The following is a 25,424-nucleotide window of genomic DNA, read 5'->3' on the forward strand; positions in this document are numbered from 1 at the left end:
ATCTCATCCATGTGTCTCTATTTTTTTAATGCGGTACTTTAAAAAGTAACGCAAAACAAACTGCAATAAAAATAAATGCCACGCAGAAAAAGGAAGGATTATGAAACAGCGTTGGAGTAACTGGTCTGGAAAGCAAACAGCCTATCCAGACTTTTTACAGCCGAAAAATGTAGATGAACTGAAAAAAATTGTGCGAAAGCACGACAAAATTAGAATGGTCGGAACAGGGCATTCCTTTAGCCCCTTAGCCACAACCGATGATGTGATGGTGAATTTAGATCATATTCAGGGGGTGCATCAATTTAATGCACAAAAGCAGCAATGCACCTTACATGCAGGGACTCGGCTGTACAAACTGGGTGAATGTCTAGCTCCGATTCATCAGGCGCTGCAAAATCAGGGCGATATTGATCATCAGAGTTTGGCAGGTGTGGTTGCAACAGGAACACATGGCACAGGTGTGGATTTACCTTGTCTATCGGCTTTGGTGACTGATTTTGAACTGCTCACAGCAGAGGGTGAGGTGTTGCAATGTTCACCTGAACACAATGCTGAAATTTTTCAGGCAGGTCGGGTCGCGCTGGGCAGTTTTGGGGTGATGACCAAAATCACTTTACAAAACCGTTCGCGCTATAAACTCAAAGAGCAGCTACGTTTATGTGCCTTGAGTGATATTTATCAATATATAGACCGTTGGAAGCATCAACATCGCCATATTGAGTTTTGGGCATTTTTACACAGTGATCAGGTGATTTTAAAAACCTTAGATGAGAGCCGAGGATTGACGGATCCTCGTCCGCAACATTGGTTATCAGAAGACCGTTTATTAAATTTTTGTTCGGAAATAACCCGTGTTTTTCCACAGTTAAATCCGTATTTACAATCTTTGTTGGGCGTGTTTATCAAACCGAGTACTCATGTCGATTGGTCGAGTCAAATTTTCCCAACGCCACGCAATACCAAATTTAACGAAATGGAATACCAATTGCCTGCCGAGCAAGGTTTGGCGTGTTTAGAAGAATTATTGGCGGTTTTGAAACAACAGCGTGTCGCCATGTTTTTCCCAATCGAGTTTCGCTATGTCAAAGGCGATGATATTTGGCTGAGTCCTTTTTATGGACGGGATTCGGTGTCTATTTCAATCCACCAATTTTATAAACAAGATTGCCAACATATTTTTAAATGGGTCGAACCGATTTTACAAAAATATCAGGGACGTCCACATTGGGGCAAATTGCACAGTATGCAAGCGGATCAATTACGTGAGTTATATCCAAAATGGGATGATTTTATGCAACTTCGTGAGCAGCTTGATCCACAGCAAAAATGGATTAATCCATATTTAAGACAAATTTTCACGATTCCAAGTTTGAGTGCAGCGTGATGTTCAATAAACAATTCAAGCAATCGCAAAATAAGAGCATTCAATTAGGGAGCGTGACATGCAAAGTGATTATTTTCAGCAACTCACCCACAGTTTGCAGCAACAGGGTACAGGAACACCGCAACTGATTGTGGATATGGCACGTTTTCAGCATAACTTGGATTATGTTGCAGCCCATTTGCCTGCACGGTTGCAACCACGACTGGTGGTGAAATCGCTAGCGTGTTTGGAGATATTGCAACACGCAAGCCAAAGTCTGAATACGCAGCGTTTTATGTTGTTTCATCTGCCACATTTGTATGAAGTGATGCAGCACTTTCCACAAGCAGATGTACTGTTTGGCAAGCCAATGCCAATACGTGCGGTAGATGCTTTTTATCAGCAGGTGATGGCGTCTGCTGAGAATATCCAATTGCATTTACAATGGTTGGTTGATCAACCTGCACGTTTACAACAGTATTTACATTTGGCACAACAACGCCAGCTTTGTTTGAATATTAATCTTGAAATTGATATCGGTTTGCATCGTGGTGGGGCGCAAGATCATGCTGGATTTATGCAAATGCTGGAATTGATTCAGCAGCATCCACAACATTTAAAACTGTCAGGTTTGATGGGGTACGATGCGCATGTGGTGAAATTACCAAATGTATTTCATGCACAAGCCAAAGCCTATCAACACTCACAGCAGCAATATAGAAATTATAAACAACTGATTCAGCATCATTTTCCAAAGTTGTGGCAGGATGACTTGTGTTTTAACGGTGGTGGTAGCCTGACATTTATGCAGCATTGTCAGCACAGTGAATGTAATGATCTGGCTTTTGGTTCGATGTTGCTTAAACCCAGTGATTTTGATTTAAAAATCTTGTCAGATTTGCAATCGGCTTTGTGGATTGCAACACCTGTTTTAAAGGTATTGGCTGCGGTACTAGTGCCTGGCTTAGATCGTTTGCAGTCCTATTTGCCACAATCCAATCAAGCCGTTTTTGTTTATGGTGGCTATTGGATGGCAGATTATGTTTATCCTGAGAGCAGTCATCCACATGCTTTATACGGACGCAGTAGCAATCAAGAGTTGATTCAAGTACCCAAACAGCATCGCATCCAAATAGATGATTATGTATTTTTACGCCCGCAACAGAGTGAGGCGGTGTTGCCACAGTTTGAAGCGGTGTATGCCTATCAACATGGACAATTCACGCCGTGGGCAACCTTTAGGGAATAAAAACAGCTGAAATGCCGATTCTTTGGCTTTTTTAGTACACAAAGGTTTAAACCTGTACGCAAGCCGTGTAAAATTTAAGGCGCTTTTTATTTATACACCGTTTTTATCTTTTGAGGGTCTCCCTTAATCATAATCTCGCGGTGATATGCTCCATGGTACGGGGCATCACTCCTTAAGGATTTTTATCTATGCCTATTATCACTTTGCCAAATGGCGATCAAAAACAGTTTGATCAAGCCGTATCTGTGATGGAAGTTGCTCAAAGCATCGGTCCGGGTCTTGCCAAAAATACAGTTGCTGGACGTGTGAATGATCGTTTGGTCGATGCCTGCGATTTAATTACCGAAGACGCAACCCTACAAATTATTACGCCTAAAGATGAAGAAGGCGTAGAGATTATCCGTCACTCATGTGCGCACTTGGTGGGGCATGCGGTAAAACAGCTTTTTCCTGAAGCGAAAATGGTGATTGGTCCTGTCATTGAAGAAGGTTTCTACTATGACATTTGGATGCCACGTCCATTTACGTTAGATGACTTGGCAGCAATCGAAGAGCGCATGAAAAAGCTCATCGACCAAGATTATGATGTTGTAAAAAAAATGACCCCGCGTGATGAAGTGATTGCAGAATTTACAGCGCGTGGCGAAGAATATAAATTACGTTTGATTGCAGACATGCCAAACGAAACCCAAATGGGCTTGTACTATCATCAAGACTATTTGGATATGTGTCGTGGTCCACACGTTCCAAACACTAAATTCTTAAAGTCGTTCAAACTCACCAAAATTTCAGGCGCTTATTGGCGCGGTGATGCGAAAAACGAACAGTTACAACGTATTTATGGTACGGCTTGGGCGGACAAAAAACAGCTCGCGGCGTATATCAAACGTATTGAAGAAGCAGAAAAGCGTGACCACCGTAAAATTGGTAAAGCTTTGGACTTGTTCCATATGCAAGAAGAAGCACCAGGCATGGTGTTTTGGCATCCAAATGGTTGGACGATTTACCAAGTACTTGAGCAATACATGCGTAAAGTACAACAAGACAACGGTTACCTAGAAATTCGTACCCCGCAAGTGGTCGATTTCACGCTATGGGAAAAATCAGGACATGCTGCCAACTACGCAGACAATATGTTTACCACCCATTCTGAAAACCGTAACTATGCAGTAAAACCAATGAACTGCCCATGTCACGTACAAGTCTTTAACCAAGGGCTAAAGTCATATCGTGATTTGCCAATTCGTCTGGCAGAATTTGGTTCATGTCACCGTAACGAGCCATCAGGTTCACTGCACGGCATTATGCGCGTACGTGGCTTTACTCAAGACGATGCCCACATTTTCTGTACCAAAGAACAAATTGGGCCAGAAGTTGCAGACTTCATCAAACTGACTTTAGATGTTTATAAAGATTTCGGTTTTGAAGAGGTGCAAATGAAACTGTCTACACGTCCTGAAAAACGTGTGGGAGATGATGCACTTTGGGATATGGCAGAAAAATCTTTGGCTGATGCCTTGGATGCTGCAGGTCTGGAATGGGAGTTACAACCGGGTGAAGGTGCGTTCTACGGCCCGAAAATTGAATTCTCACTGAAAGACTGCTTAGGTCGTGTGTGGCAATGTGGTACAATTCAGTGTGACTTTAACTTGCCTGAGCGTTTAGAGGCATCTTATGTCACTGAAGACAATGATCGTGATCAGCCTGTAATGTTGCACCGCGCAATTCTTGGCAGCTTTGAACGATTTATTGGTATACTTATTGAGCACTATGCAGGCTTTATGCCACCATGGTTAGCGCCAGTGCAAGCTTGTGTCATGAATATTACCGATTCACAAGCTGCTGCAAGTGAACAGGTCGTCGCAAAACTTAAAGAAAACGGTATTCGTGCTATTTCTGACTTGAGAAATGAGAAAATCGGCTTTAAGATTCGTGAGCGTACATTAGAGCGTATTCCATACTTACTGGTACTTGGGGACCGTGAAGTGGAAGAAGGAACGGTAAACGTCCGTACTCGCTCAGGAACAAATTTGGGTACTATGTCAATTGATGCTTTCATTGACCTAGTGAAAACAGCCGTCGCAGAACGCGGCCGGTATATTGTGGAGTAACAGCGATTAAACAGCCTGACCGTAATCAACAGGGCGGAAAATCTAACCGTCCTGCTTTGAATGATGAAATTCGTGCAAAAGAAGTCCGTCTTGTAGACGAAAATGGTGAGCAAAAAGGTATTGTAAGCTTGGCTGATGCATTACGCGCAGCAGAAAGCGTTGACCTTGACTTGGTGGAAATTGTGGCAAATGCCGAACCACCGGTGTGCAAAATCATGGACTTTAACAAGCATTTGTTTGATCTAAAGCAAAAGCAGAAAGAAGCGAAGAAAAAACAGCATCAAGTACAGGTGAAAGAAATCAAGCTCCGCCCTGCGACTGATGTTGGTGATTACAACGTAAAATTACGTGCAATTATCAAATTCCTTGAAGAAGGGAACAAGGTAAAAATCACTTTACGCTTCCGTGGTCGTGAAATGGCTCACCAACAGTTAGGTTTGGCTCAATTGCAAAAAGTTGAAGCAGATGTAATTGAATATGGTGTAGTTGAACAAGCACCAAAAATGGAAGGTCGTCAAATGGGTATGTTGCTTGGTCCTAAAAAGAAAAAGTAATCCCATCCTGAACAAAAGAAGCACTGCACCTTGGCGGTGCTTTTTTTTGCGTGATGAAAGTGAGCATCTATGTTTCATGTTTATGAGATATGCCATTCGATAAAAAAACTCTACGCAGCGACACGCAACAAACGCTTAAAAACATGCTATAACTAAAACCGCAGTAGAAGAATGCTGGTCAAAAAGCAAAAAAAGTAATGAAGGATAAAACATGATTGATCTTTATTATTGGGGCACCCCCAACGGTCATAAAATTAGTATTGCACTTGAAGAAATGGGTTTGGAATATCAAATTTTCCCCATCAATATTTCAGAAGATGATCAATTTCAGCCAGATTTTTTAAAAATTTCGCCCAATAATAAAATTCCTGCAATTGTCGATCAGAACGGTCCGCGTGGTGAGCCAATCTCTGTGTTTGAGTCGGGTGCAATTTTGCAATATCTAGGGCGCAAAACTGGCATGTTTTATCCTACCGATGAACAGGAGCGTGTTGAAGTAGAGCAGTGGCTCATGTGGCAAATGGGTGGTTTTGGTCCAATGTTAGGACAGAATCATCATTTTAGCCGTTATGCACCAGAGAAAATTCCTTATGCGATTGAACGCTATATCAATGAATCCAAGCGTTTGTATGGCGTGTTAAATAAGCAGTTGATGGGGCAAAAGTACGTGGCGGGCGAATATTCAATTGCTGATATGGCTATTTTGCCGTGGGCGTTACGTCATGACTGGCAAAATATTTCGCTGGAAGATTATCCGTATGTACAAGACTATATTACACGGCTGACTGCGCGCCCTGCAGTGCAGAAAGCACTCGCGATTCAAGTTTAAATCTACTTTTATGCTAAGATGCCAGCCACCTGATACCTCACTTTTTCAGGTGGCTTTTTTATTGGATGAGCTATGCAAGAATTTTTTTTAAACTTTACCAAGATTGTTGAGCAAAATGCCAAAGTGTATTGGAGCATTATTTTGGGCATTGTGTCTTGCTTGATCTTATTTGTGATCGAAGCATTTCATGTGCAGAATATGATTGCGGCTTTAAATAGCACAGATCAACAGGTTTTACGTGCTGCGATTGAGCCTGTTACTCAGCGTTATGCATGGGCACGTGCGGCACTTATTTTGCTTAGTATTGTTTGGGCGAACTGGGAATATCGTAAAACCAAGCAGGCTTTAGGGCTTTAAATCGTCTATGCTTTGGACGCTGTTTGGTTTATTTTTATCTGCATTTGGTGCGGCAACTTTATTGCCTTTACAGTCCGAAGCTGTGTTGTTGGGGCTGTTATATGAAGGCAGCTATGCACCCATTTGGCTGATTAGCATTGCCAGTCTAGGCAATATTTTAGGTTCTTGTGTGAACTGGTATTTGGGACTCAAGATCGAACATTATAAAGATAAAAAGTGGTTTCCTGTTTCGGCTACACAATTAGAAAAAGCACAGCACACCTACGCCAAATATGGGTTTTGGTCTTTACTGCTCAGTTGGGTGCCGATTATTGGTGATCCAATTACGCTGATTGCAGGTTTAATGAAAGAACATTTTGCCCGTTTTGTGTTGATGGTGAGTCTAGCCAAAATCGGGCGTTATCTGTTTATTTATTTTGTTTATACATGGGTTTAAGCAAGCAACCCCTATTATCTATAGACACTTATGACTGTTCTTGAGCATCACACGTGTTTAAATCAAAATAAATTTCATCTTTTAATTTTGACTTTTTATACAGCCAAAATTGACGCGGTACATCTACTTGAGCAGCTTTCACTGCAGCTAAAACTTGTTGATCAAGTGCGTATTGTCCCGAACCTTGTGTCAATTTCACACGTTTCACTTCGCCATGCTTATTTACTTTGAATTGAAACTTTAACTTACGTGAGTGATTTTTTAAATCTTCCGCACTTAAGTTTAATTGTGGTTGACTACGATACTTAAATTGAACTTTTTGCTGTTGTTGCTGTGCTAACCATTGTTTAGATTGAAAATCAAACTGGCAATCTTCGTGCTGGTTATCCTGAAATCTTAAATTAAAGCTTTGAAAACCAATGGTCGGTACGGCAGTATCTTCTACATAGGTCGGTTGAATTTCAGCAGTGCGAACCGCTTGTAATAAGGCATCATCTAATTTTTTCAGCCCTGTACTTTCTTGAATAGTGGCTTGACTGATTTTGCCGGTTTCATCTGCATAAATACGCACAATTGCAGCTCGGTTTTGTTGATTTAAATCTTCATTTTTATATTTGGGTTGTGGAAACTTGCGCCATGCTAAGCGTGTGGTGAGATGAGCAGGCAAGGCAGCACTTTTTTGTACTTCGAGTGTGGCTTTTGGTGTCGATTTCTGCTGCGGTGGTTTTGCAAAAAGATGCGTCGCACTGAGTCCAAGCAATAGAGTTATATATAAAGATGTTTTCATCATATTACGGTCTTTTTTATCTCACACAAGACGAGGCGAAGTATTGATGGAATTGTGGATAATCGCAAGGGTAATCCGCAACTTATTGCAAGTTTTTAGGGTGTTGATCTGCACAATTTTTGACAGAGCTTTAGCTTTATTTTGAATTGTAGTGGGTGTTCACAATTCCAGTATTTTTTCCTGAGTTGAATTACGGCAAATGAGTGAGGTAATGATCATTTTTTATTTAGCCAATATGCTTTTGTTTTAAGCAAAGATGCTTTAGAATACTCGCTCCCTTACCTGCAGGTCGTTTTTGCAATGGTGCAGACGTGCCGAACAGGTGTTTAAAGAGGTTGTTATGGCTAAGTTAAAAACTCGCCGTGGTGCAGCTAAACGTTTCAAAGCGACTGCTAACGGTTTCAAGCGTAAACAAGCGTTCAAACGCCACATTTTGACCAAAAAATCTGCTAAACGTATCCGTCAATTGCGCGGCTGTGTAATGGTTCACGTGAGTGACGTTGCTGCTGTTCGTGCTATGTGCCCATACATCTAAGGAGATTATAAATGGCTCGTGTAAAACGTGGTGTACAGGCTCATCGCCGTCATAAAAAAATTCTTGCTCGTGCTAAAGGTTACTATGGTGCTCGTTCACGCGTATATCGCGTAGCGTTCCAAGCGGTAATCAAAGCAGGTCAATACGCTTACCGTGACCGTCGTCAAAAGAAACGTCAATTCCGTGCTTTATGGATTGCGCGTATCAATGCGGGCGCTCGTCAAAATGGTTTATCGTACAGCCGTATGATCGCTGGCTTGAAAAAAGCACAAGTGATTATCGACCGTCGCGTACTTGCTGACATCGCTATGCATGACGCAGTTGCATTTGCTGCTTTAGCTACAAAAGCTAAAGATGCATTAGCTGCATAAGTCTTTATGACTTAAAAGAAAGACCGCATTTGCGGTCTTTTTTTATGCCTGAAATTTAGGGTCTCTGCCAAGTTTCATAACTCAATCTGAGAAATTTTTAGCCACAGCCTGAGCAAAAACAAGCACTGCTTTGTTTGCAGCGGAAGGCGCAGCGAAGGACAAGCATATTTTTTGCTGCTATTGCGTTATGTGCCGGTCATTTAGAATGACTAAATTTCCTGTCCCATGCCTTATATCAGCTAAAAAATATGCGTTGTCGCAAACATAGACGAATTGTCAACAGCCCCTAAGCTTATAAACCAAAATAATAGGCAGCTGCACAAATAACCACAGTCATTAAAATCAGTTTAATCACGGCAGATGTACCCACTTTATGCGTAGCTGCAGGTGTTGGTATTTGTGGTGAAGCGATGTTTTGTACTTGGCTAGGCGTTGATTCAAAAGGATCAGGTGTTTGCACTGGCGTGAGCTGTGCGGTCTGATAATGGTTCGCAACCTTGGTGATAAATTTGGTGTGTAAATCTTCAAGTTTCTGAGAAAAATGACGTAAATTGAGTTGTTCGCTTGGTTCAAGTTCTGTGCCATCGGCATGATAAGGATGCTGGATTTTATTCTGAATGTGTTGATCCAGTGCATCTAAACGATACAGCATCTGATGTGCATAGGCAGCAGGGTAGTCTGCGGGAATTAACGCCAAAGTTGGGTACATGCTTTCAGTTGCGTTTTGAGTAAGATCTACACCGAAATAAGGTTTAGCGCTTTGCTCTGGTTCAACAAACTCTGTAGCACAAGGATTTAAAAATAACTCGGAGCGAATAAAGCGATCAATTTCATCCCAGTTTGGAGAGGCAAAATCTGTATCGAGCTGTCTGGCAAGTTTGTGATTTAATTGATAACGCCACATGACTTCTTGACGTAGCTCGCTCTGTTGGGAAACAGGCGCCATATAATCTTGTTCTGCGGTATACCATTCTGCAAGCTCTTTTCCGAAAATCCAAGCAGATTTGTGCTGTGCCTCGTGACTCACAATAAAGTGTGCAAAAGGCAATAACTCTACATTTGGATTGGGGTTTTTTTCATCATTTAAAATACTTGCCTGATGTAGGCTTAAACGTCGCACACCTTGTTGTTTAAGATGCTCTAACCAGATTTGAAAGTGTTGTGCCAGTAAATGTTGTGACAATAAATCACGAAACTGAATTTGATGCTGGTTAAACACTTGATGCTTGAGCCAATGATTAAAACTTAAATCTTGAGCCAAATATTCATTGCCATAAGTCACAAGGGCAAGTTGCTGTTTCCAAATCTGATCGAGCGCCATAATGTTGAGATCTCGTGGTGATTGGCTTTATCTTATACTTTTTGTATTTCAAGATGCTAATCTAATTTTCATTACATCGAAGCTTCATCAAAGCGACTAAAAACTGTTAGAATACGGGGTTTTTAAATTATTTCTAAATTGTTGCTTTTGAGAGTTACTATGTCACTGGAAGCCCTGACCAATGAAGCGCTCGCTGCAATTGCAGCAGCAGAGGACCTTGCTACACTCGACCAGGTGCGAGTGCAATTTACGGGGAAAAAAAGCCAGCTTGCGGAACAATCCAAAGCACTGGGTAAAATGGACCCTGAACAGCGTAAAGAATTTGGTGCACAAATTCATGCTGTGCGTGAAGCAATCAATGCGGCATTAACTGCGCGTCAAACTGAATTACAACAAGCGGCTTTGGCACAAAAACTGGCGAATGAAACCGTTGATATTACTTTGCCAGGTCGTGGTCAAAGCATCGGCAGTATTCACCCAGTTACGCAGGTACAGGAACGTATTTGCCAATTCTTTACCAAAGCAGGTTTTACCGTGGCAACGGGCCCAGAAGTTGAAGATGACTATCACAACTTTGAAGCGTTGAATATTCCAGGACATCACCCTGCGCGTGCCATGCACGATACTTTCTATTTTGATGTGAATCATTTATTGCGTACCCACACGTCGGGCGTACAAATTCGCACCATGGAAAATCAACAGCCGCCTATTCGTATTGTTTGTCCAGGTCGTGTGTATCGCTGCGACTCAGACCAAACACACTCACCAATGTTCCATCAAATTGAAGGCTTATACGTCGCAGAAAATACCAGTTTTGCAGAACTCAAAGGTTTGTTGATTAACTTATTAAATGAATTCTTTGAAAAAGACTTAAAAGTACGTTTCCGCCCATCTTATTTCCCATTCACAGAGCCAAGTGCCGAAGTGGATATTATGGATGAACGTGGTCGCTGGTTGGAAGTTTTGGGCTGCGGTATGGTGCATCCAAATGTGTTACGCGCTTCAGGCATTGATCCAGAAAAATATAAAGGTTTTGCCTTCGGTTTAGGGGTAGAGCGTTTTGCGATGTTGCGTTATGGCATCAATGACTTGCGTATGTTCTACCAAAATGATGTGCGTTTCTTGCGCCAGTTTGCTTAAAAACAAATTTATACCTCTCCCTGACCTCTCCTAAAAGGAGAGGGGTGTCCATATATGACACAGGATGCTTCTTCTTTGAAAAGAGGGAGTAGAGGGGATTCAAAATTTAGATTTATAGGTTTTATATCAATGAAAATTAGCGAAAATTGGCTACGCACGTGGGTTAACCCAGCCATTGACAGCGATACTTTATCGAATCAACTCACGATGCTGGGTCTAGAAGTTGATGATATGTCACCAGCAGCAAAGCCATTTACAGGCGTTGTGGTGGGTGAAGTCTTAACGGTTGAACAGCATCCAGATGCAGATCGTTTACGTGTGACTACGGTAAATATTGGTTCAGGTGAGCCGTTGCAGATTGTGTGTGGTGCGCCAAACGTGCGTGTAGGTATGAAAGCACCTGTGGCAACCATTGGTGCGGTATTGCCAGGCGACTTTAAAATCAAAAAAGGCAAACTGCGTGGTGTGGAATCACAAGGGATGCTCTGCGGCGCATCAGAAATTGACCTTGAAGATAAACTTGATGGTTTATTGGAACTGCCTGCAGATGCACCTGTAGGTGTGAATGTACGTGAATATCTTGATCTAGATGACCATGTCATTGACATCAGTATTACTCCAAACCGTGGTGATTGTTTCAGTATTCGTGGTATTGCCCGTGAAATTGGGGTGATTAACCAATTGCCAGTGAATACACCTGACATTCAGGCAGTAGCGGCAACTATTCAGGATGAAAAAACTGTACAAAGTTTGACGGAAGGCTGCCCACGTTATTTAGGTCGTGTGATTAAAAATGTAAATACCAAAGCCGCTACACCTGAGTGGATGGAGCGCGCGTTGGCACGTTCAGGTATCCGTCAGCACAGTATTTTGGTTGATATTACCAACTATGTCTTGATTGAATTGGGTCAGCCAATGCACGCTTTTGATGGTGCTAAAATTCAAGGTGGCATTCAAGTTCGTCAAGCGACTGCAGCAGAAAAATTGGTGCTGTTAAACGAGCAAGAAGTTGAGCTGCAAGATGATGTGATGGTGATTGCCGATGACGCAAAAGTATTGGCGATGGCGGGCATCATGGGTGGTTTATCTTCTGCGGTAAGTGATGAAACCACAGAAATTTTCCTTGAATCCGCTTTCTTTGCACCATTGCATATCGCAGGTCGTGCACGTCGTTATGGTTTGCATACCGATGCCTCACAGCGTTATGAACGTGGTGTCGATTTTGAATTGCCATTATTGGCGATGAACCGTGCATCACAACTGATTGCAGAATTTGCTGGCGGCGAATTTGGTCCAATTACAGTGGCAGAACAAGCAGCACAATTGCCAACACGTGAAGCAATTGCGTTAAATCAAGCGCAAGTCGATCAGCTCTTGGGTTATCACGTTGATGCTACATTTATTGCCGATGCTTTAACTCGTTTAGGCTGCGAAGTTACTGTTCAAGCTGAAGGTCAGTGGAGCGTTGTACCACCATCACATCGTTTTGATATGGCAATTTACCAAGACTTAATTGAAGAAGTTGCTCGTATTCACGGTTATGACAACATTCAAATCAGTTTGCCTGTGATTGATGTGCAATTAGCAAAATACCAAGATCAGTTTGAAGTTGCGCAATTACGTCAAACCGCAGTGACTTTAGGTTATCAAGAAGCAATTAGTTTTAGCTTTGCCGATGCAAAATTGGAAAAACAATTAAACCCTGCAGTGAATCCGTTGGCATTAGCAAATCCCATTTCAAGCGATTTGGCAGTAATGCGCTCAACGTTGTTATCCAGCTTAATTCCATGCGTTCAGTACAACGTGAATCGTCAACAAAACCGTGTGCGTTTCTTTGAGTTGGGTTTACGTTTTGATTATCAACATGCAGCAAGCATTCATGACTTGAAGCAAATTCCAACTTTGGCATTGATTGCGGTGGGTGCTAAACATGCAGAATCTTGGCATGCTAAAGCTCAGCCTATGGATTTCTTCGATTTTAAAGGCGATATTGAAGAAATTTTAGCTGCAGGTCGTGTACAAGTCGAGTATGTTCGCTCAGAGCGCACTTGGTTGCATCCTGGGCAATCTGCTGAAATTCTAGTAGATGGTCAGTCTATTGGTTACTTTGGTCGTTTGCATCCATCTTTAGAAGATGAGCTAGATTTAGGCACGACTTGGGTGGCAGAACTCGATCAAACAGCAGTTTTGCAAACTTATGTATCTAATTTTACAGAATTATCACGTTTTCCATCGGTTAGACGTGATATTGCGCTTTTAATTAGTGATAAGATAAATATAAGTGAAATTCAGCAACTTATTGAAAAAACGGGTGGAGCGCTGTTAGACTCAACTTGGTTATTCGATGTGTATACCGGTAAAGGGGTTGAACAAGGCAAACGTTCTTTGGCTTTTGCCTTGTTATGGCAACACCCAACACGTACACTTGAAGATGCTGAAATTAAATCTGGTATGGATAACATTCTGCAAGTGTTGGAAAACACTTACCAAGCGACATTGAGGGCTTCATGACAGCATTAACAAAAGCAGAAATGGCTGATCATTTAAGTGAGCTCACGAGTTTAAACCGCCGTGAAGCGAAACAAATGGTTGAGTTATTTTTTGATGAGATCAGCCAAGCACTGATCTCTGGCGAACAAGTTAAACTTTCAGGGTTTGGGAACTTCGAGTTACGTGATAAACGTCAACGACCTGGTCGCAACCCAAAAACGGGCGAAGAAATTCCAATTTCAGCACGCCGTGTCGTCACATTCCGCGCAGGGCAGAAATTCCGCCAGCGTGTAGGAAATGAGCAGATCGATTGATCTGCTTTTTTTATGCCTTTCTTATGATCTTTGCTACTCAAAGTTGCGTATACATCATAAATGAAACGGGTATAGGGTGTTGCCTTGTTCTTGCACGATATTTGGTTTAGCAAATGTAGAAGATGGAGGGCTAACATGTGCTTCGCAGCTGAATAAAAAGTCGATTTGCTTAGATTGCTTGCGAGGCTAAATAACTGCAAGGTTTAAATAAGTAGAAACTAACTACCTTATTTGGCTAAATAGGGTTATGGATGAAACCTACTTGTAGGGTTATACGTATTAGCGTGGCACGCTAAAGATGAAGAAAATAATGTGCGGAAAAGTGGTACTTAGACGGTTTGATTAATAAACAAATATTTTAAATAAGTTCAAATGTAAATAAAAAAGAGAGCCAAAGGCTCTCTTTTGTACTGCATAATCGTATCGATTATTGAGCAGCAGCTTCAGAAGCAGCAGCAGCAGCGTCTACAGCAGCATCAGCAGCATCAGTTGCAGCAGCAGCAGCAGTGTCAGCAGCATCAGCAGCAGCGTCTACAGCAACTTCAGCGTCAGAAGCAACTTCTACAGCAGCAGCGTCAGCAGCAGCTTCAGCTTCAGATGCAGCTACAACAGCTTCAGCTGCAGCTTGGTTAGCGTCAGCAGCAGCTTCTTCAGTTTTTTTAGCACAACCAACGAAAGCTAAAGTAGTAGCAACTGCAGCAGCAATAGCGATTTTTTTGAATAACATGGCATCACTCTCTAAAATATGAGATTAAAAAAAACCGAAGTTAGTCTGTTGTATGCTTTTATTATTCCTAAATTTTGTTAGGCACTAACAACGCAGGCGCAGTCTAACTGGTCTGCGAATATGCTATCACTGCGCTTTTTGAATTGCTACTAGGTTGATTGAAAAAAAAGCAAAAAAACGCGAAAAATACGTGCTTTTTTAACAGAAAATAACAATTAATTTGGCATTTTAGATTGGATAGTTGCACAGTAACTGGCTAAAAACTAAAAGGTTTTTACTAAATATTTTTTTATAATCATTTACTTAAAAATAAGTTTACATATAATAGGTGCAATTGTGTCTTTATGTAAATTTTGTCAACCAAATAAAAAAGCCATCGTTATAAGATGACTTTTTTAGGTGTTCTAATATTTATAGCAGTTTAATTGGCTGCTTTACGCTTCATTTGATCAAAGAAATCGTCATTGGTTTTGGTTTCTTTCATGCGATCAAGCAAGAATTCCATTGCTGCCAATTCATCTTGAGTATGTAACAATTTACGTAAAATCCAAACCTTACGTAGATTATCTTCACTCATTAAACGCTCTTCACGACGCGTGCCTGATTTCTTGATGTTCATGGCAGGGAAAACACGTTTTTCTGCAATACGACGGTCTAAGGTAATCTCTTGGTTGCCCGTACCTTTAAACTCTTCGTAAATCACTTCATCCATTTTACTGCCTGTTTCAATCAGTGCAGTTGAAATAATGGTTAGAGAACCACCTTCTTCAATATTACGTGCAGCACCAAAGAAACGTTTTGGACGTTCTAGAGCATGTGCATCCACACCACCCGTTAAAACTTTGCCTGAAGATGGTACAACGGTGTTATAGGCACGAGCCAAACGGGTAATGGAATCAAGTAAGATCACGACATCTTTTTTGTGTTCAACCAAACGCTTGGCTTTTTCGATCACCATTTCAGCCACTTGAACGTGACGTGCAGGTGATTCATCAAAGGTTGATGCAATCACTTCACCGCGCACGGTGCGTTCCATTTCCGTCACTTCTTCAGGGCGTTCGTCAATCAGAAGGACGATTAAGAAAACCTCAGGATTGTTGCGCACAATCGACTGGGCGATGTTTTGCAGCAACATGGTTTTACCCGCTTTAGGCGGAGCGACAATAATTGAACGCTGACCTTTACCAATTGGGGCAACCAAATCTACTACACGAGCAGTTAAGTCTTCAGTTGTTCCGTTCCCCAATTCCATGACCAATTGTTCTGTTGGGAAAAGTGGAGTCAAGTTTTCAAATAAAATTTTATTACGTGAATTTTCAGGGGTGTCATAGTTAATTTGATTGACTTTGAGCAAAGCAAAATAACGTTCGCCTTCTTTTGGTGGACGAATCGTACCTGTAATGGTGTCACCCGTGCGCAGGTTAAAGCGACGAATTTGCGAAGGGCTGACATAAATATCATCTGGGCCAGCAAGGTATGAACCTGCAGCTGAGCGTAAGAAACCAAAACCATCAGAGAGAATTTCTAGAACGCCATCACCAAAAATCTCTTCACCATTCATGGCATGGCGCTTTAAGATGGCAAAAATAATGTCTTGCTTGCGGTTACGCGCCATTCCTTCAAGGCCCATAAACTCGGCAATCTTGATGAGTTCGCCAATCGGTTTTTTCTTGAGTTCGGTTAAATTCATAGAGGTTCTGATAGAATTAAAATTCTGGGGTACAGGTTAGAGAGGGAGCAACATTTAGCCGCATTCATACAATAAAATGAAAGCAATTGTATTTGCACAATAACGATTCAGAGCACTGATTCATTGTTTGATTGAAAAATGTGAAAAACAATTTCTGTTGCCGAGCGGCATTTTTGTGTTGTGTCTTTTCAGAAAGAGGATGAAAGATCCTGCGTTTCCTGAGCATGCAATATAAGAGAGAAACGTCTACTTGTCAATTTGTAGGCAAAAAAAATACGCCAATGCGTGGCGTATTTTTTTTCATCATCTCTATAAATAGACGATGGATCAATCGACTTAGATATTTTCGTCAATAAACGCAGTCAATTTAGATTTAGGTGCTGCACCGACTTGCTGTGCAACCACTTCACCATTTTTGAACATCAATAATGCTGGAATATTACGGATGTTGTAGTTCACTGCAGTTTGTTCGCAAGAGGTTACATCAACTTTTACAATTTTAACTTTGCCTTGGTATTCGTCTGCAAGTACTTCAAGTACAGGTGCAATTGCTTTACATGGCGCACACCAGCCAGCCCAGAAGTCAACCAATACAGGAGTATCCGATTGAAGAACATCTGCTTCGAAGTTTGCATCAGTGGTGTTTACGATGTTGCCAGACATGGATTACGCTCCAAATAATTTTTAAGATAGCTTTAGTTAGTATTACATAGCCATCTTGAACAAAGTAGGGGAATCTGTGGATTTTCCACTCAAAATACAAATTTGTCTAATTGATCGTGACGATAACGCTAAACGAAAATGCTAATTCTGTAACACAATTGTCATATATGCAGAAAATTTAAATAGTCGTCAAATTGTGCTGATAAATGGCTTTTAAATTAGGTGTATGTGAATTACTCTAGGCACAATTCTGTCTAGGTTTGTTTGAAGAATGTCTGATTTTTTAATTGATGAAGAGTTACTCGCAGCCATCGATATGGGGTCGAATAGTTTTCACTTGGCAATTGCACGGGTGGATCATGGTGAAGTAAAAAAAATGGCATCAATGTCAGAAAAAGTACAGTTGGCCGCAGGTTTAGATGAAAATAAGAATTTGACCGAAGCTGCTCAACAACGTGGTTTGGCATGTTTGGCGCGTTTTGTAGGACGTTTAACTGCGGTGCAGTCAAATCGTTTGCGTATTGTGGCAACCAACGCATTGCGTCAGGCCAAAAATGGACATGAATTTATTCAAAAAGCCGCAGAAATTTTGCCTAAACCTATTGAAATTATTGCAGGGCGTGAAGAAGCCCGTTTAATTTATTTAGGCGTATCGCACACGATGGCAAATAGTGGTCGTCGTTTGGTAATTGACATTGGCGGTGGTTCGACAGAGTTGATTATTGGCGAAGAATTTGAGCCAATTCATACCGAATCTTTACAAATGGGCTGTGTGGCCTATACCAAAGCCTATTTTGCCGATGGTGAAATTAGCAAAAGCAGTTTTGAAAAAGCAGTGGTAGCGGCACGTAAAGAGCTGTATTCAATTGCCAATACCTATAAAGAAGCAGGTTGGGATACCGTTGCAGGCTCGAGCGGCACCATTAAGGCATGTCGCCAAATTACCGTGAATATGGGTTGGAGCAATGAGCAGGAAAATCTCACCCGTGAAGGTTTAGAAAAACTCAAAGACCGTTTGCTCAAGTTTAAACACGTATCAGAAATGGAATTTGATGGTCTAAAAGAAGACCGTCGAGCAGTTTTGCCAGCAGGTTTGGCAATTTTATATGCGGTATTTGATGTATTAGATATCGATAAACTGGTGTATTCCGATGGGGCTTTGCGTGAAGGGGTAATGTACGACTTGCTTGGCCGTTTCCAGCATGAAGACATTCGTGACCGTAGTGTACAAGCCTTAATGGGGCGTTATAATTCAGACCCTAAACAAGCGGGTCGGGTAGTAAAAACTGCACAGCATTTGTTTGATAGTGTTGCTGAAGCTTTAAAATTAAATAATGAAGATAGTGATTTATTGCGTCGTGCGGCATACTTGCATGAAATTGGTTTAGCCATCAGTCATAGCAGTTACCATCGTCATGGTGCATATTTATTGCAACATTCGGACATTCCGGGTTTCTCGCAAATTGACCAAAACTATCTCTCGCATTTGGTCGGCAACCATCGTCGAAAGTTGCGCCAAGACGCGAAAACAGAAGCGCTGAAAGCCGGCGGCAATAAAATTGTCTATTTAAGTTTGCTGCTGCGCCTTGCAGTTTTGGTCAACGCAAGTCGTAGCGATGCGATGCTTCCTGCCATTGAATTAAGCATCCGCAATGCGCAACAATGGCAGCTCAGCGTGTCGGGTGATGCCAAACAATGGCCATTGCTTGTCGCTGAATTGCACGATGAACAAGTGCAATTCAAGAATTGGGACATTGAATTGAATATTCAGTCGGAACAATTTGTCGATTAAGATTTGGTTAATTTAGGGATAACAGTCGACTTATGAAAAAAGCTGCTCAATCTAAAGCATGGAAAACCGTGCAAATTGCACGTCATCCTGAACGTCCGCAATTTCTAGACTATGTGGGTGAAATTTTCACTGAATTTGATGCCTTACATGGCGATCGTTTATTTGGTGATGATGGTGCAATGATCGGTGGATTGGCACGCTTTGATGGTCAGCCTGTCATGGTGATAGGTCAACATCGTGGTCGCAGTACCCGCGAAAAATTACAACACAACTTCGGGATGTGTAATCCAGAAGGCTACCGTAAGGCACAGCGTCTTATGGATATGGCAGAGCGTTTTAATCTGCCAGTTTTCACTTTTGTTGATACGATGGGTGCATACCCAGGTGTAGGTGCAGAGGAACGTGGTCAGGCAGAAGCGATTGCGACCAGCTTAGCGCAATTGTCGAACTTAAAAGTACCTGTAATTGCTACAGTATTGGGCGAAGGTGGTTCAGGCGGTGCGTTGGGTATTGGCGTGGCTGACCGTGTGGTAATGTTGTCACACAGTATTTACTCTGTTATTTCACCAGAAGGTTGTGCGTCTATTCTGTGGAAAACTGCAGAAAAAGCCGAACAAGCCAGTGAAGCATTGGCATTGACTGCAGAAAAACTGCAAAAGATTGGTATTGTAGAATACGTGGTTGATGAAGGTGAGGGTGCGCATTTAAACCCTGAACAAGTCATGCACAGTCTGAAAAATGTGTTAAAAGAAGCTTTGGATGAATTGCAAGCGATGGATGCAACACAACGATGCGAAGAACGTTACCAGCGTTTAATGAAGTTTGGCAGCGACAATTTAGGTCTAGCGTCTTAAGCCAATTACAGGCTTTTTCTGCACAGACAAAATTTTTAATCGGATGTAGTGGCGGCATGGATTCCATGCTGCTACTGCATCTTTTGTCGTTTTTGTGCCCTGAAAAAGTACGCGCGATTTATATTGATCACCAATTGCAAAGTCCAAGCGCAGCGTGGGGCACATTGGTGCAAGCCACCTGCCAAAATTTAAATGTGCCGTGTGTGCTGCAAAAAGTCAGTGTGTCTGAGGGTAATTTAGAAAATCAGGCACGTCAGGCGCGTTATCAGGCCTATATGCAGCACTTAGATAGCAACGAAGTTCTAGTATTGGCGCATCATCAGCAAGATCAGGCAGAAACCGTATTGCTGCGTTTGTTTTCAGGCGCAGGTGTGCAAGGACTTGCTGCCATGCAAGCTGTCGATGTGCGTGATGACATCAGTATTTGGCGTCCGTTATTGGATATTTCGCGTGAGCAGATTTGCCAATGGAGTGCTGAATTAAAGCTCGATTATGTGCAAGACCCAAGCAATCAGGATGTGCATTATGACCGAGCTTGGGCAAGAGAAATATTGTGGCCTGTCGTGCAACAGCGTTTTCCTAAAATGCAGCAAGCTGTGACGCGTACTGCAAACTTGATGCAAGATACTGAAAACATTTTGGCAGAAGTTTTGGCGCAGGATTTAGCTGCATGTGGCACAGACTCGCAGTTGAATTTAATTCAGTTACAACAATTGTCTTTGTCACGGCAACGTCAGCTATTATCGGCATGGATGAAAGGACAGGCACAATATCGCCCAAGTTTTGATATGGTCGAACGCTTGCAACGTGAGGTGATTCAAGCTAAAGCCGATGCACAAGCGGCATTACATTGTCAGGATTATTATTATCTGCGTTATCAGCAACAATTATTTCGTTTGCCGAAAGCGGAGTATTTAGCTGCAGAACATTTTGAGGCAGAAGAACAAGTGTTATGTTTGCAGGCAGATCAGACTTTTCAAGTGTGGTCTGGCTGTTATCAACTGCAACAAGCCAAAGTCGGTTTATCTGCAACTTTGCTGGATCGTCCGTTAACTTTACGGCCACGTTTGGGTGGTGAAAAAATTCATTTGTATGGTCGGGTGGGCACATGGCCACTGAAAAAAGCCATTCAGGAAGCACAAATTTTTCCGTGGACGCGTCATACAATTCAAATATTAAGCCTAGATAATGTTATGCTAGGCGTTTTTAGCCCCAAAGGCTTTTGGCTTGCACAGTCGGACTATTGTGTCGCAGATGGATGGCAACCGAATTTAGTCTCTTAACGACAAAGAACTCAACGAAGAGCGTGAATCATGAGTGCAGTATTGAATTGTAATATTAGTTTCATTGGCGGTGGCAACATGGCGCAAGCCTTGATTGGTGGTTTGATTGCCAGAGGTTTGCCGCCAACCCGTATTACAGTTTCAGACCCTGTAGAACAAGTGCGTGAATTATTAAAAGAAAAAGATGTGCATGTCACTGAGGATAATTTGGCCGCGATTGCAGATGCAGATATTGTGGTATTTGCAGTCAAACCACAGGTTTTGGCACAAGTATTGCGTCCATTGCACGGTCAGTTTGAAGATAAGCTGGTGATTTCGATTGTTGCGGGCGCAGAAATTGCCACGATTTCTGAGTTATTACGTACAGAACGTGTAGTGCGGGTAATGCCAAATACGCCTGCTTTGGTGCAAACAGGTGCACATGGTTTGTATGCAACCGAACAGGTCAATAGCACTGACCGTGAATTGGCAAGTCAGGTTTTGGCAGCGACAGGTTTAACTATTTGGGTAAACTCTGAGGCGCAAATTGATGCTGTGACTGCAGTATCTGGTTCAGGGCCAGCATATTTCTTCTATTTGATGGAAAGTATGATTCGTGCAGGCAAGAACTTAGGTTTAGATGAAAAAGTGGCGACAGCACTGACGTTACAAACTGCTTTGGGTGCAGCACAAATGGCAATTACCAGCTCGAATACACCTGCAGAATTACGCAAAAATGTAACTTCACCAAATGGCACGACCCAAGCGGCAATTGAAGTGTTTGATCATGCGCAAATTTCACAAAATATTCAGGCGGCATTGGCTGCTGCTAAAACGCGTAGTCAAGAATTAGCGCAAGAGTTGAGTGATAGTATTTAATTATTGAAAAACAATGAATTTAAATTTTAGGAAAGTTTAAGTATGGGTGCAAATTCTGCGCTAATTTTTGGCATTATCATTAACGTAGCGATTTTGCTCGTATTCTTCCGTTTCTTAATGCAATTGGCAGCGGTGAGTCCTTATAACCCTGTGGTGCTTTCAACCATTAAAGCCACCAAAATTGTAGATGTATTTGGACGTATTTTTCCAACGGTTGGCAAAGGTCGAGTTAACTCTGCAGCCTTGGCTTTGTTGGTGGTGTTGTATCTACTCAAAATTTTTGGTGTTATGTATCTCAATGGTGCGATGCCGAATAGTCCAATTCACTTACTGATTCTGACTTTTGTGACCATGATTCAGGATTTAATCCGTTTCTGTCGTTATTTGATTTTTGCCACCATTATTTTGAGTTGGGTGGTGATGTTTACTCAATCTCGTGGCCCTTATATTGAGGTGATTCAAGAGTTGGCAGAGCCGTTATTAGCACCATTTCGTCGTTTATTGCCGAACATGGGCATGATTGATTTGTCGCCAATTATTGCATTTTTGGCTTTATATATCGCTGAAATTATTATGAATCAGGTAGCGATTGTATTGCTGACTGGCTTATAAGTCGCATTATCCTAAAACATTAAAAAGGACTCAAATCGAGTCCTTTTTTTGTAGTTTAAGTTTGGGCTGACGACCTTAATGAGTCTTCAGAAATACAAATAACCTGCATCCTGACCTCCTTCTAGGCGAAGGAAGGTGCTGAAAAAAGAGAGCGCAACGACTTTAGTGCGCTTCATCCCAGTTATTGCCTTTTCCGACTTCCACCACCAATGGTACAGAAATTTCCACCACAGATTGCATGACTTCTGCCAACTTCGGCGCGAGTTCATCTGCCGCATCTGCATCGACTTCAAATACCAATTCATCGTGTACTTGCAGCAACATTTTGGCTTGCGCTTGCGGTAACATTTTGTCGACTTCAATCATCGCCATTTTAATAATATCAGCTGCAGAGCCTTGTAATGGCGCGTTAATTGCCGCACGTTCTGCCGCTTTACGTACCATCATATTACGTGCAGCAATATCTGGCGTATAGAGGCGACGACCTAAAATAGTTTCTACAAAACCTTGTTCTAGCGCGACTTGGCGGGTACGTTGCATATATTCATAAATGCCCGGATAACGCTGGAAGTATTGCTTGATGTAGTTTTGTGATTCTTCACGGGTAAACCCAAGCTGACGAATTAAGCCAAATTCCGACATGCCGTAGAGCAGACCGAAGTTTACAGCTTTGGCCTGACGACGCTGATCTGAGGTTACGTCTTCTAAGGCAATACCCAAGACTTCTGCCGCAGTACGGCGGTGCACGTCTTGTCCATGGTTAAAGGCATCGAGTAGGGCATCATCTTGTGAAAAATGTGCCATTAAACGCAATTCGATTTGCGAGTAGTCGGCTGCCAACAACACGCGACCTTCAGGTGGGACAAAGGCTTTACGAATTTGACGACCAATTTCGGTACGAATTGGAATGTTTTGTAAGTTTGGATCAGTAGAAGATAAACGCCCTGTTGCAGTCAAAGCTTGGTGATAACTGGTATGCACTCGATGCGTATCGTTGTTGGCTTGTTTCAGTAAGCCATCGGTATAGGTGCTTTTGAGTTTAGATAAACCACGGTAGTCTAAAATTAAACTACTGATCGGATGCTCAATTTTTTCCAAAACACTTTCACTGGTACTGTATTGACCTGTTGCGGTTTTCTTGCCGCCTTTGAGTCCGAGTTTATCAAACAGGATTTCGCCCACTTGTTTCGGTGAGCTGACATTAAAGTTTTCACCTGCCAATTCTACAATTTGGTTTTCCAAATCTTGCATGGTTTGGGAAAAATCGACACCCAATTGATCTAAAAATTTCAGATCAAGCTGAATGCCATTTTCTTCCATACTGGTCAGCACACGCGCCACAGGCATTTCGATGTTGTGCAAAATATTGACCAATTCAGGATGCTTTTGTAGCTTCGCAGACAGCACTTCATATAAACGATACGTAACATGCGCATCTTCTGCAGCGTAGTGCGCAGCCGTTTCAATTTCAATTTGATTGAAAGTTTTTTGCTTGACGCCTTTGCCTGCAATTTGCTCATAAGATGTGGTCAGGTGGCTTAAATATAAGCGTGCCACATCATCCATGCCGTGACGGGTTGCGACAGAGTTAAGCACATAAGATGCCAACATGGTATCGAAATACCAACCTTGTAAATGAATACCGTGATTTTCAAGCACATGCGCATCATATTTTAAATGATGCCCAATTTTATCCACCGCATTATTTTCTAAAATAGGTTTGATTTGTGCCAAAACCTGATCACGGTTGAGCTGCTGTGGTGCGCCCTCATAATCATGCGCCAAAGGTACGTAATAGGCATCTTTGGCATCGAACGCGATAGAAAAACCAACAATTTCTGCAACGCGATAATCCAGACTGGTGGTTTCTGTATCAAAGGCAAAACGCTGTGCAGTTTGCAAGCGTTGCAGCAAAGCATCCCAATGCGCCTGATCTAAAATGGTGTGGTATGTTGCTGCACCGAGTTGATCATCAACACTGCTTTGCGTGGCTTGATCTTCAGTTTCAATTTCATTGGCTGTCGGTGCGGCGACTGTTTTTGCAGCTTGTTTATAATTGCTGTTATTTGGATTATTTGGATGATCGAGCGATTGTAATTGATTACGGAATTCTAGCTCGGTATATAAATTGCGTAAGGCTTCAACATTAGGGTCTTGTAGTTTTAGATCGGCATAACCAAAGTTCAGATCAAGGTCACAAACAATGCTGGCGAGTTGATGATCTAGCGCGATGCCATCGGCATTGTCTTTAATATTTTGTCCGACTTTGCCTTTAATATGATCGACATTTTCTAAAATCGCACCAATCGAGCCATATTCGGTCAGTAGTTTTGCAGCAGTTTTGGCGCCAATGCCGGGCACGCCCATAATACCATCGGAAGCATCACCCATGAGGGTCAGATAATCAATAATTTGATGTGGCCAGACTCCAAACTTATCGAACACAGCCTGAATATCCATTGGCTTTTCTTTGAAGCTGTCTTCAAGGGTAACTTTTTCAGTCACCAACTGCGCCATGTCTTTATCGCCCGTAGAAATCAGTACTTGCTGTCCTTCGGCTTCGGCACGTTTGGCTAAAGTTCCAATAATATCATCGGCTTCTGCGCCTGGTAGCATGTAAAGTGGAATACCCAAAGCACGAATTAAAGCATGTAAGTATGGAATTTGCTGAGAAAGTTCCTCAGGCATACTTGGGCGGTCACCTTTATAAATTGGCGATAGTTCGTGACGGAAAGTCGGCTCAGGCGTATCAAAAATTACCGCCATGTGAGTAGGCTGAGTACGACGCATCAACTTTTGAATCGCAGAGATCGCGCCACGAATAGCATTGGTATGTAAACCAGTTGACGTGGTTAATGGTGGTAGTGCGTGAAAGGCACGAAATAGAAAATATGAGCCATCGACCAAGACAAATGGTGGCATGGATTGATTCCTTCTGCAAATAAGCAGTTTATTGTACGTGATTTTTGCAGTTGTCGCAGAAACTGATTTTTAAGGCAAGTGTTGCAGACGCACAGTTACCGAATTGCTGATGAATCCTGATTCAGAATCGTGCTGTCTGTTGTATGATCGGAGCCATGACAATATC

23 protein-coding genes are annotated in these 25,424 nt (G+C 42.1%); 17 read left to right on the plus strand and 6 right to left on the minus strand.

What is annotated here, in order from left to right:
- Positions 1-100 precede the first annotated feature (100 nt).
- From FTV41_RS01670 to FTV41_RS01700, 7 genes are all read left to right on the plus strand, one after another.
- Complete coding sequence (locus FTV41_RS01670; RefSeq protein ID WP_179995997.1) at positions 101-1,384, plus strand: D-arabinono-1,4-lactone oxidase; 1,284 nt, start codon at positions 101-103, stop codon at positions 1,382-1,384.
- A 58-nt stretch (positions 1,385-1,442) separates the two neighbouring features.
- Complete coding sequence (locus tag FTV41_RS01675; RefSeq protein ID WP_104852460.1) at positions 1,443-2,612, plus strand: alanine racemase; 1,170 nt, start codon at positions 1,443-1,445, stop codon at positions 2,610-2,612.
- 188 nt (positions 2,613-2,800) lie between these two features.
- Entirely contained in the window at positions 2,801-4,723 is a 1,923-nt protein-coding gene (gene thrS, locus FTV41_RS01680; protein WP_004975142.1) for a threonine--tRNA ligase, read from the plus strand.
- A 5-nt stretch (positions 4,724-4,728) separates the two neighbouring features.
- Positions 4,729-5,277 (plus strand): translation initiation factor IF-3, encoded by a 549-nt coding sequence (gene infC, locus FTV41_RS01685; protein ID WP_096902435.1) that lies wholly within the window; start codon positions 4,729-4,731, stop codon positions 5,275-5,277.
- Between the two features lie 211 nt (positions 5,278-5,488).
- Positions 5,489-6,106, plus strand: coding sequence for a glutathione S-transferase N-terminal domain-containing protein (locus FTV41_RS01690; protein WP_004975146.1), 618 nt, complete (start codon positions 5,489-5,491; stop codon positions 6,104-6,106).
- Positions 6,107-6,178: 72 nt separating this feature from the next.
- Positions 6,179-6,463: a hypothetical protein gene (locus tag FTV41_RS01695; protein WP_131260748.1), complete on the plus strand. Its 285-nt coding sequence runs from the start codon at positions 6,179-6,181 to the stop codon at positions 6,461-6,463.
- Between the two features lie 7 nt (positions 6,464-6,470).
- Positions 6,471-6,899, plus strand: a complete 429-nt coding sequence (locus FTV41_RS01700) for a YqaA family protein (RefSeq protein WP_004975149.1) — start codon at positions 6,471-6,473, stop codon at positions 6,897-6,899.
- Positions 6,900-6,927: 28 nt separating this feature from the next.
- On the opposite strand, the gene FTV41_RS01705 is transcribed toward FTV41_RS01700, so the two are convergent.
- Positions 6,928-7,686 carry an energy transducer TonB gene (locus FTV41_RS01705; RefSeq protein WP_026438356.1) on the minus strand — a complete coding sequence of 253 codons (759 nt, stop codon included), beginning with the start codon at positions 7,684-7,686 and terminating at the stop codon, positions 6,928-6,930.
- A 340-nt stretch (positions 7,687-8,026) separates the two neighbouring features.
- On the opposite strand from FTV41_RS01705, the gene rpmI reads away from it, so the two are divergent.
- Together rpmI and rplT are read left to right on the plus strand one after the other, a co-directional pair.
- Positions 8,027-8,221, plus strand: coding sequence for a 50S ribosomal protein L35 (rpmI, locus tag FTV41_RS01710; RefSeq protein ID WP_004975152.1), 195 nt, complete (start codon positions 8,027-8,029; stop codon positions 8,219-8,221).
- An 11-nt stretch (positions 8,222-8,232) separates the two neighbouring features.
- On the plus strand, positions 8,233-8,592 hold the full coding sequence (rplT, locus tag FTV41_RS01715; protein ID WP_004975153.1) for a 50S ribosomal protein L20: 360 nt from the start codon (positions 8,233-8,235) through the stop codon (positions 8,590-8,592).
- Between the two features lie 292 nt (positions 8,593-8,884).
- Here the strand turns inward: rplT and FTV41_RS01720 are convergent, their stop codons facing one another.
- Positions 8,885-9,913 (minus strand): hypothetical protein, encoded by a 1,029-nt coding sequence (locus FTV41_RS01720; protein ID WP_179995998.1) that lies wholly within the window; start codon positions 9,911-9,913, stop codon positions 8,885-8,887.
- Positions 9,914-10,072: 159 nt separating this feature from the next.
- On the opposite strand from FTV41_RS01720, the gene pheS reads away from it, so the two are divergent.
- From pheS to FTV41_RS01735, 3 genes are all read left to right on the plus strand, one after another.
- Positions 10,073-11,053 carry a phenylalanine--tRNA ligase subunit alpha gene (gene pheS / locus FTV41_RS01725; RefSeq protein ID WP_004975156.1) on the plus strand — a complete coding sequence of 327 codons (981 nt, stop codon included), beginning with the start codon at positions 10,073-10,075 and terminating at the stop codon, positions 11,051-11,053.
- A gap of 129 nt (positions 11,054-11,182) precedes the next feature.
- Complete coding sequence (gene pheT / locus FTV41_RS01730; protein WP_179995999.1) at positions 11,183-13,564, plus strand: phenylalanine--tRNA ligase subunit beta; 2,382 nt, start codon at positions 11,183-11,185, stop codon at positions 13,562-13,564.
- Entirely contained in the window at positions 13,561-13,857 is a 297-nt protein-coding gene (locus FTV41_RS01735) for an integration host factor subunit alpha (RefSeq protein ID WP_004649746.1), read from the plus strand. Before pheT ends, FTV41_RS01735 begins: the two co-directional genes overlap by 4 nt.
- A 427-nt stretch (positions 13,858-14,284) precedes the next feature.
- Here FTV41_RS01735 and FTV41_RS01740 read toward each other — a convergent pair whose 3' ends face one another.
- The 3 genes from FTV41_RS01740 to trxA all read right to left on the minus strand — a co-directional run bounded on the left by FTV41_RS01740 (position 14,285) and on the right by trxA (position 16,937).
- A complete protein-coding gene (locus tag FTV41_RS01740; RefSeq protein WP_154320386.1) occupies positions 14,285-14,584 on the minus strand; it encodes a hypothetical protein in 300 nt (99 codons plus the stop codon).
- 421 nt (positions 14,585-15,005) lie between these two features.
- Positions 15,006-16,274, minus strand: coding sequence for a transcription termination factor Rho (rho, locus tag FTV41_RS01745; RefSeq protein WP_004975162.1), 1,269 nt, complete (start codon positions 16,272-16,274; stop codon positions 15,006-15,008).
- 336 nt (positions 16,275-16,610) lie between these two features.
- Positions 16,611-16,937, minus strand: a complete 327-nt coding sequence (trxA, locus tag FTV41_RS01750) for a thioredoxin (RefSeq protein WP_004975164.1) — start codon at positions 16,935-16,937, stop codon at positions 16,611-16,613.
- Positions 16,938-17,208: 271 nt separating this feature from the next.
- Between trxA and ppx the strand changes: the two genes are divergently transcribed.
- Genes ppx through FTV41_RS01775 form a run of 5 tightly spaced genes read left to right on the plus strand, consistent with a single transcriptional unit; the run spans position 17,209 to position 22,336 of the window.
- Complete coding sequence (gene ppx / locus FTV41_RS01755) at positions 17,209-18,729, plus strand: exopolyphosphatase (protein ID WP_179996000.1); 1,521 nt, start codon at positions 17,209-17,211, stop codon at positions 18,727-18,729.
- Positions 18,730-18,761: 32 nt separating this feature from the next.
- Entirely contained in the window at positions 18,762-19,583 is an 822-nt protein-coding gene (locus FTV41_RS01760; RefSeq protein ID WP_004975170.1) for an acetyl-CoA carboxylase carboxyltransferase subunit alpha, read from the plus strand.
- Positions 19,520-20,866, plus strand: a complete 1,347-nt coding sequence (gene tilS, locus FTV41_RS01765; RefSeq protein ID WP_179996001.1) for a tRNA lysidine(34) synthetase TilS — start codon at positions 19,520-19,522, stop codon at positions 20,864-20,866. Before FTV41_RS01760 ends, tilS begins: the two co-directional genes overlap by 64 nt.
- Positions 20,867-20,896: 30 nt before the next feature.
- Complete coding sequence (gene proC, locus FTV41_RS01770; protein WP_096902428.1) at positions 20,897-21,724, plus strand: pyrroline-5-carboxylate reductase; 828 nt, start codon at positions 20,897-20,899, stop codon at positions 21,722-21,724.
- 42 nt (positions 21,725-21,766) lie between these two features.
- Positions 21,767-22,336 (plus strand): YggT family protein, encoded by a 570-nt coding sequence (locus FTV41_RS01775; protein ID WP_004975174.1) that lies wholly within the window; start codon positions 21,767-21,769, stop codon positions 22,334-22,336.
- Between the two features lie 162 nt (positions 22,337-22,498).
- Here FTV41_RS01775 and polA read toward each other — a convergent pair whose 3' ends face one another.
- Complete coding sequence (gene polA / locus FTV41_RS01780) at positions 22,499-25,258, minus strand: DNA polymerase I (RefSeq protein WP_179996002.1); 2,760 nt, start codon at positions 25,256-25,258, stop codon at positions 22,499-22,501.
- Between the last annotated feature and the right edge of the window lie 166 nt (positions 25,259-25,424).

This window comes from Acinetobacter sp. YH16051, assembly GCF_013417135.1.
Lineage (GTDB): Bacteria > Pseudomonadota > Gammaproteobacteria > Pseudomonadales > Moraxellaceae > Acinetobacter > Acinetobacter towneri.

Bases quoted from the DNA above. Each gene is read 5' to 3' on its own strand.
- FTV41_RS01670 (WP_179995997.1), top strand. From the start codon at position 101: ATGAAACAGCGTTGGAGTAACTGGTCTGGAAAGCAAACAGCCTATCCA.
- FTV41_RS01675 (WP_104852460.1), top strand. From the start codon at position 1,443: ATGCAAAGTGATTATTTTCAGCAACTCACCCACAGTTTGCAGCAACAG.
- thrS (WP_004975142.1), top strand. From the start codon at position 2,801: ATGCCTATTATCACTTTGCCAAATGGCGATCAAAAACAGTTTGATCAA.
- FTV41_RS01690 (WP_004975146.1), top strand. From the start codon at position 5,489: ATGATTGATCTTTATTATTGGGGCACCCCCAACGGTCATAAAATTAGT.
- FTV41_RS01695 (WP_131260748.1), top strand. From the start codon at position 6,179: ATGCAAGAATTTTTTTTAAACTTTACCAAGATTGTTGAGCAAAATGCC.
- FTV41_RS01700 (WP_004975149.1), top strand. From the start codon at position 6,471: ATGCTTTGGACGCTGTTTGGTTTATTTTTATCTGCATTTGGTGCGGCA.
- FTV41_RS01705 (WP_026438356.1), bottom strand. From the start codon at position 7,686: ATGAAAACATCTTTATATATAACTCTATTGCTTGGACTCAGTGCGACG.
- rpmI (WP_004975152.1), top strand. From the start codon at position 8,027: ATGGCTAAGTTAAAAACTCGCCGTGGTGCAGCTAAACGTTTCAAAGCG.
- rplT (WP_004975153.1), top strand. From the start codon at position 8,233: ATGGCTCGTGTAAAACGTGGTGTACAGGCTCATCGCCGTCATAAAAAA.
- FTV41_RS01720 (WP_179995998.1), bottom strand. From the start codon at position 9,913: ATGGCGCTCGATCAGATTTGGAAACAGCAACTTGCCCTTGTGACTTAT.
- pheS (WP_004975156.1), top strand. From the start codon at position 10,073: ATGTCACTGGAAGCCCTGACCAATGAAGCGCTCGCTGCAATTGCAGCA.
- pheT (WP_179995999.1), top strand. From the start codon at position 11,183: ATGAAAATTAGCGAAAATTGGCTACGCACGTGGGTTAACCCAGCCATT.
- FTV41_RS01735 (WP_004649746.1), top strand. From the start codon at position 13,561: ATGACAGCATTAACAAAAGCAGAAATGGCTGATCATTTAAGTGAGCTC.
- FTV41_RS01740 (WP_154320386.1), bottom strand. From the start codon at position 14,584: ATGTTATTCAAAAAAATCGCTATTGCTGCTGCAGTTGCTACTACTTTA.
- rho (WP_004975162.1), bottom strand. From the start codon at position 16,274: ATGAATTTAACCGAACTCAAGAAAAAACCGATTGGCGAACTCATCAAG.
- trxA (WP_004975164.1), bottom strand. From the start codon at position 16,937: ATGTCTGGCAACATCGTAAACACCACTGATGCAAACTTCGAAGCAGAT.
- ppx (WP_179996000.1), top strand. From the start codon at position 17,209: ATGTCTGATTTTTTAATTGATGAAGAGTTACTCGCAGCCATCGATATG.
- FTV41_RS01760 (WP_004975170.1), top strand. From the start codon at position 18,762: ATGAAAAAAGCTGCTCAATCTAAAGCATGGAAAACCGTGCAAATTGCA.
- tilS (WP_179996001.1), top strand. From the start codon at position 19,520: ATGCGAAGAACGTTACCAGCGTTTAATGAAGTTTGGCAGCGACAATTT.
- proC (WP_096902428.1), top strand. From the start codon at position 20,897: ATGAGTGCAGTATTGAATTGTAATATTAGTTTCATTGGCGGTGGCAAC.
- FTV41_RS01775 (WP_004975174.1), top strand. From the start codon at position 21,767: ATGGGTGCAAATTCTGCGCTAATTTTTGGCATTATCATTAACGTAGCG.
- polA (WP_179996002.1), bottom strand. From the start codon at position 25,258: ATGCCACCATTTGTCTTGGTCGATGGCTCATATTTTCTATTTCGTGCC.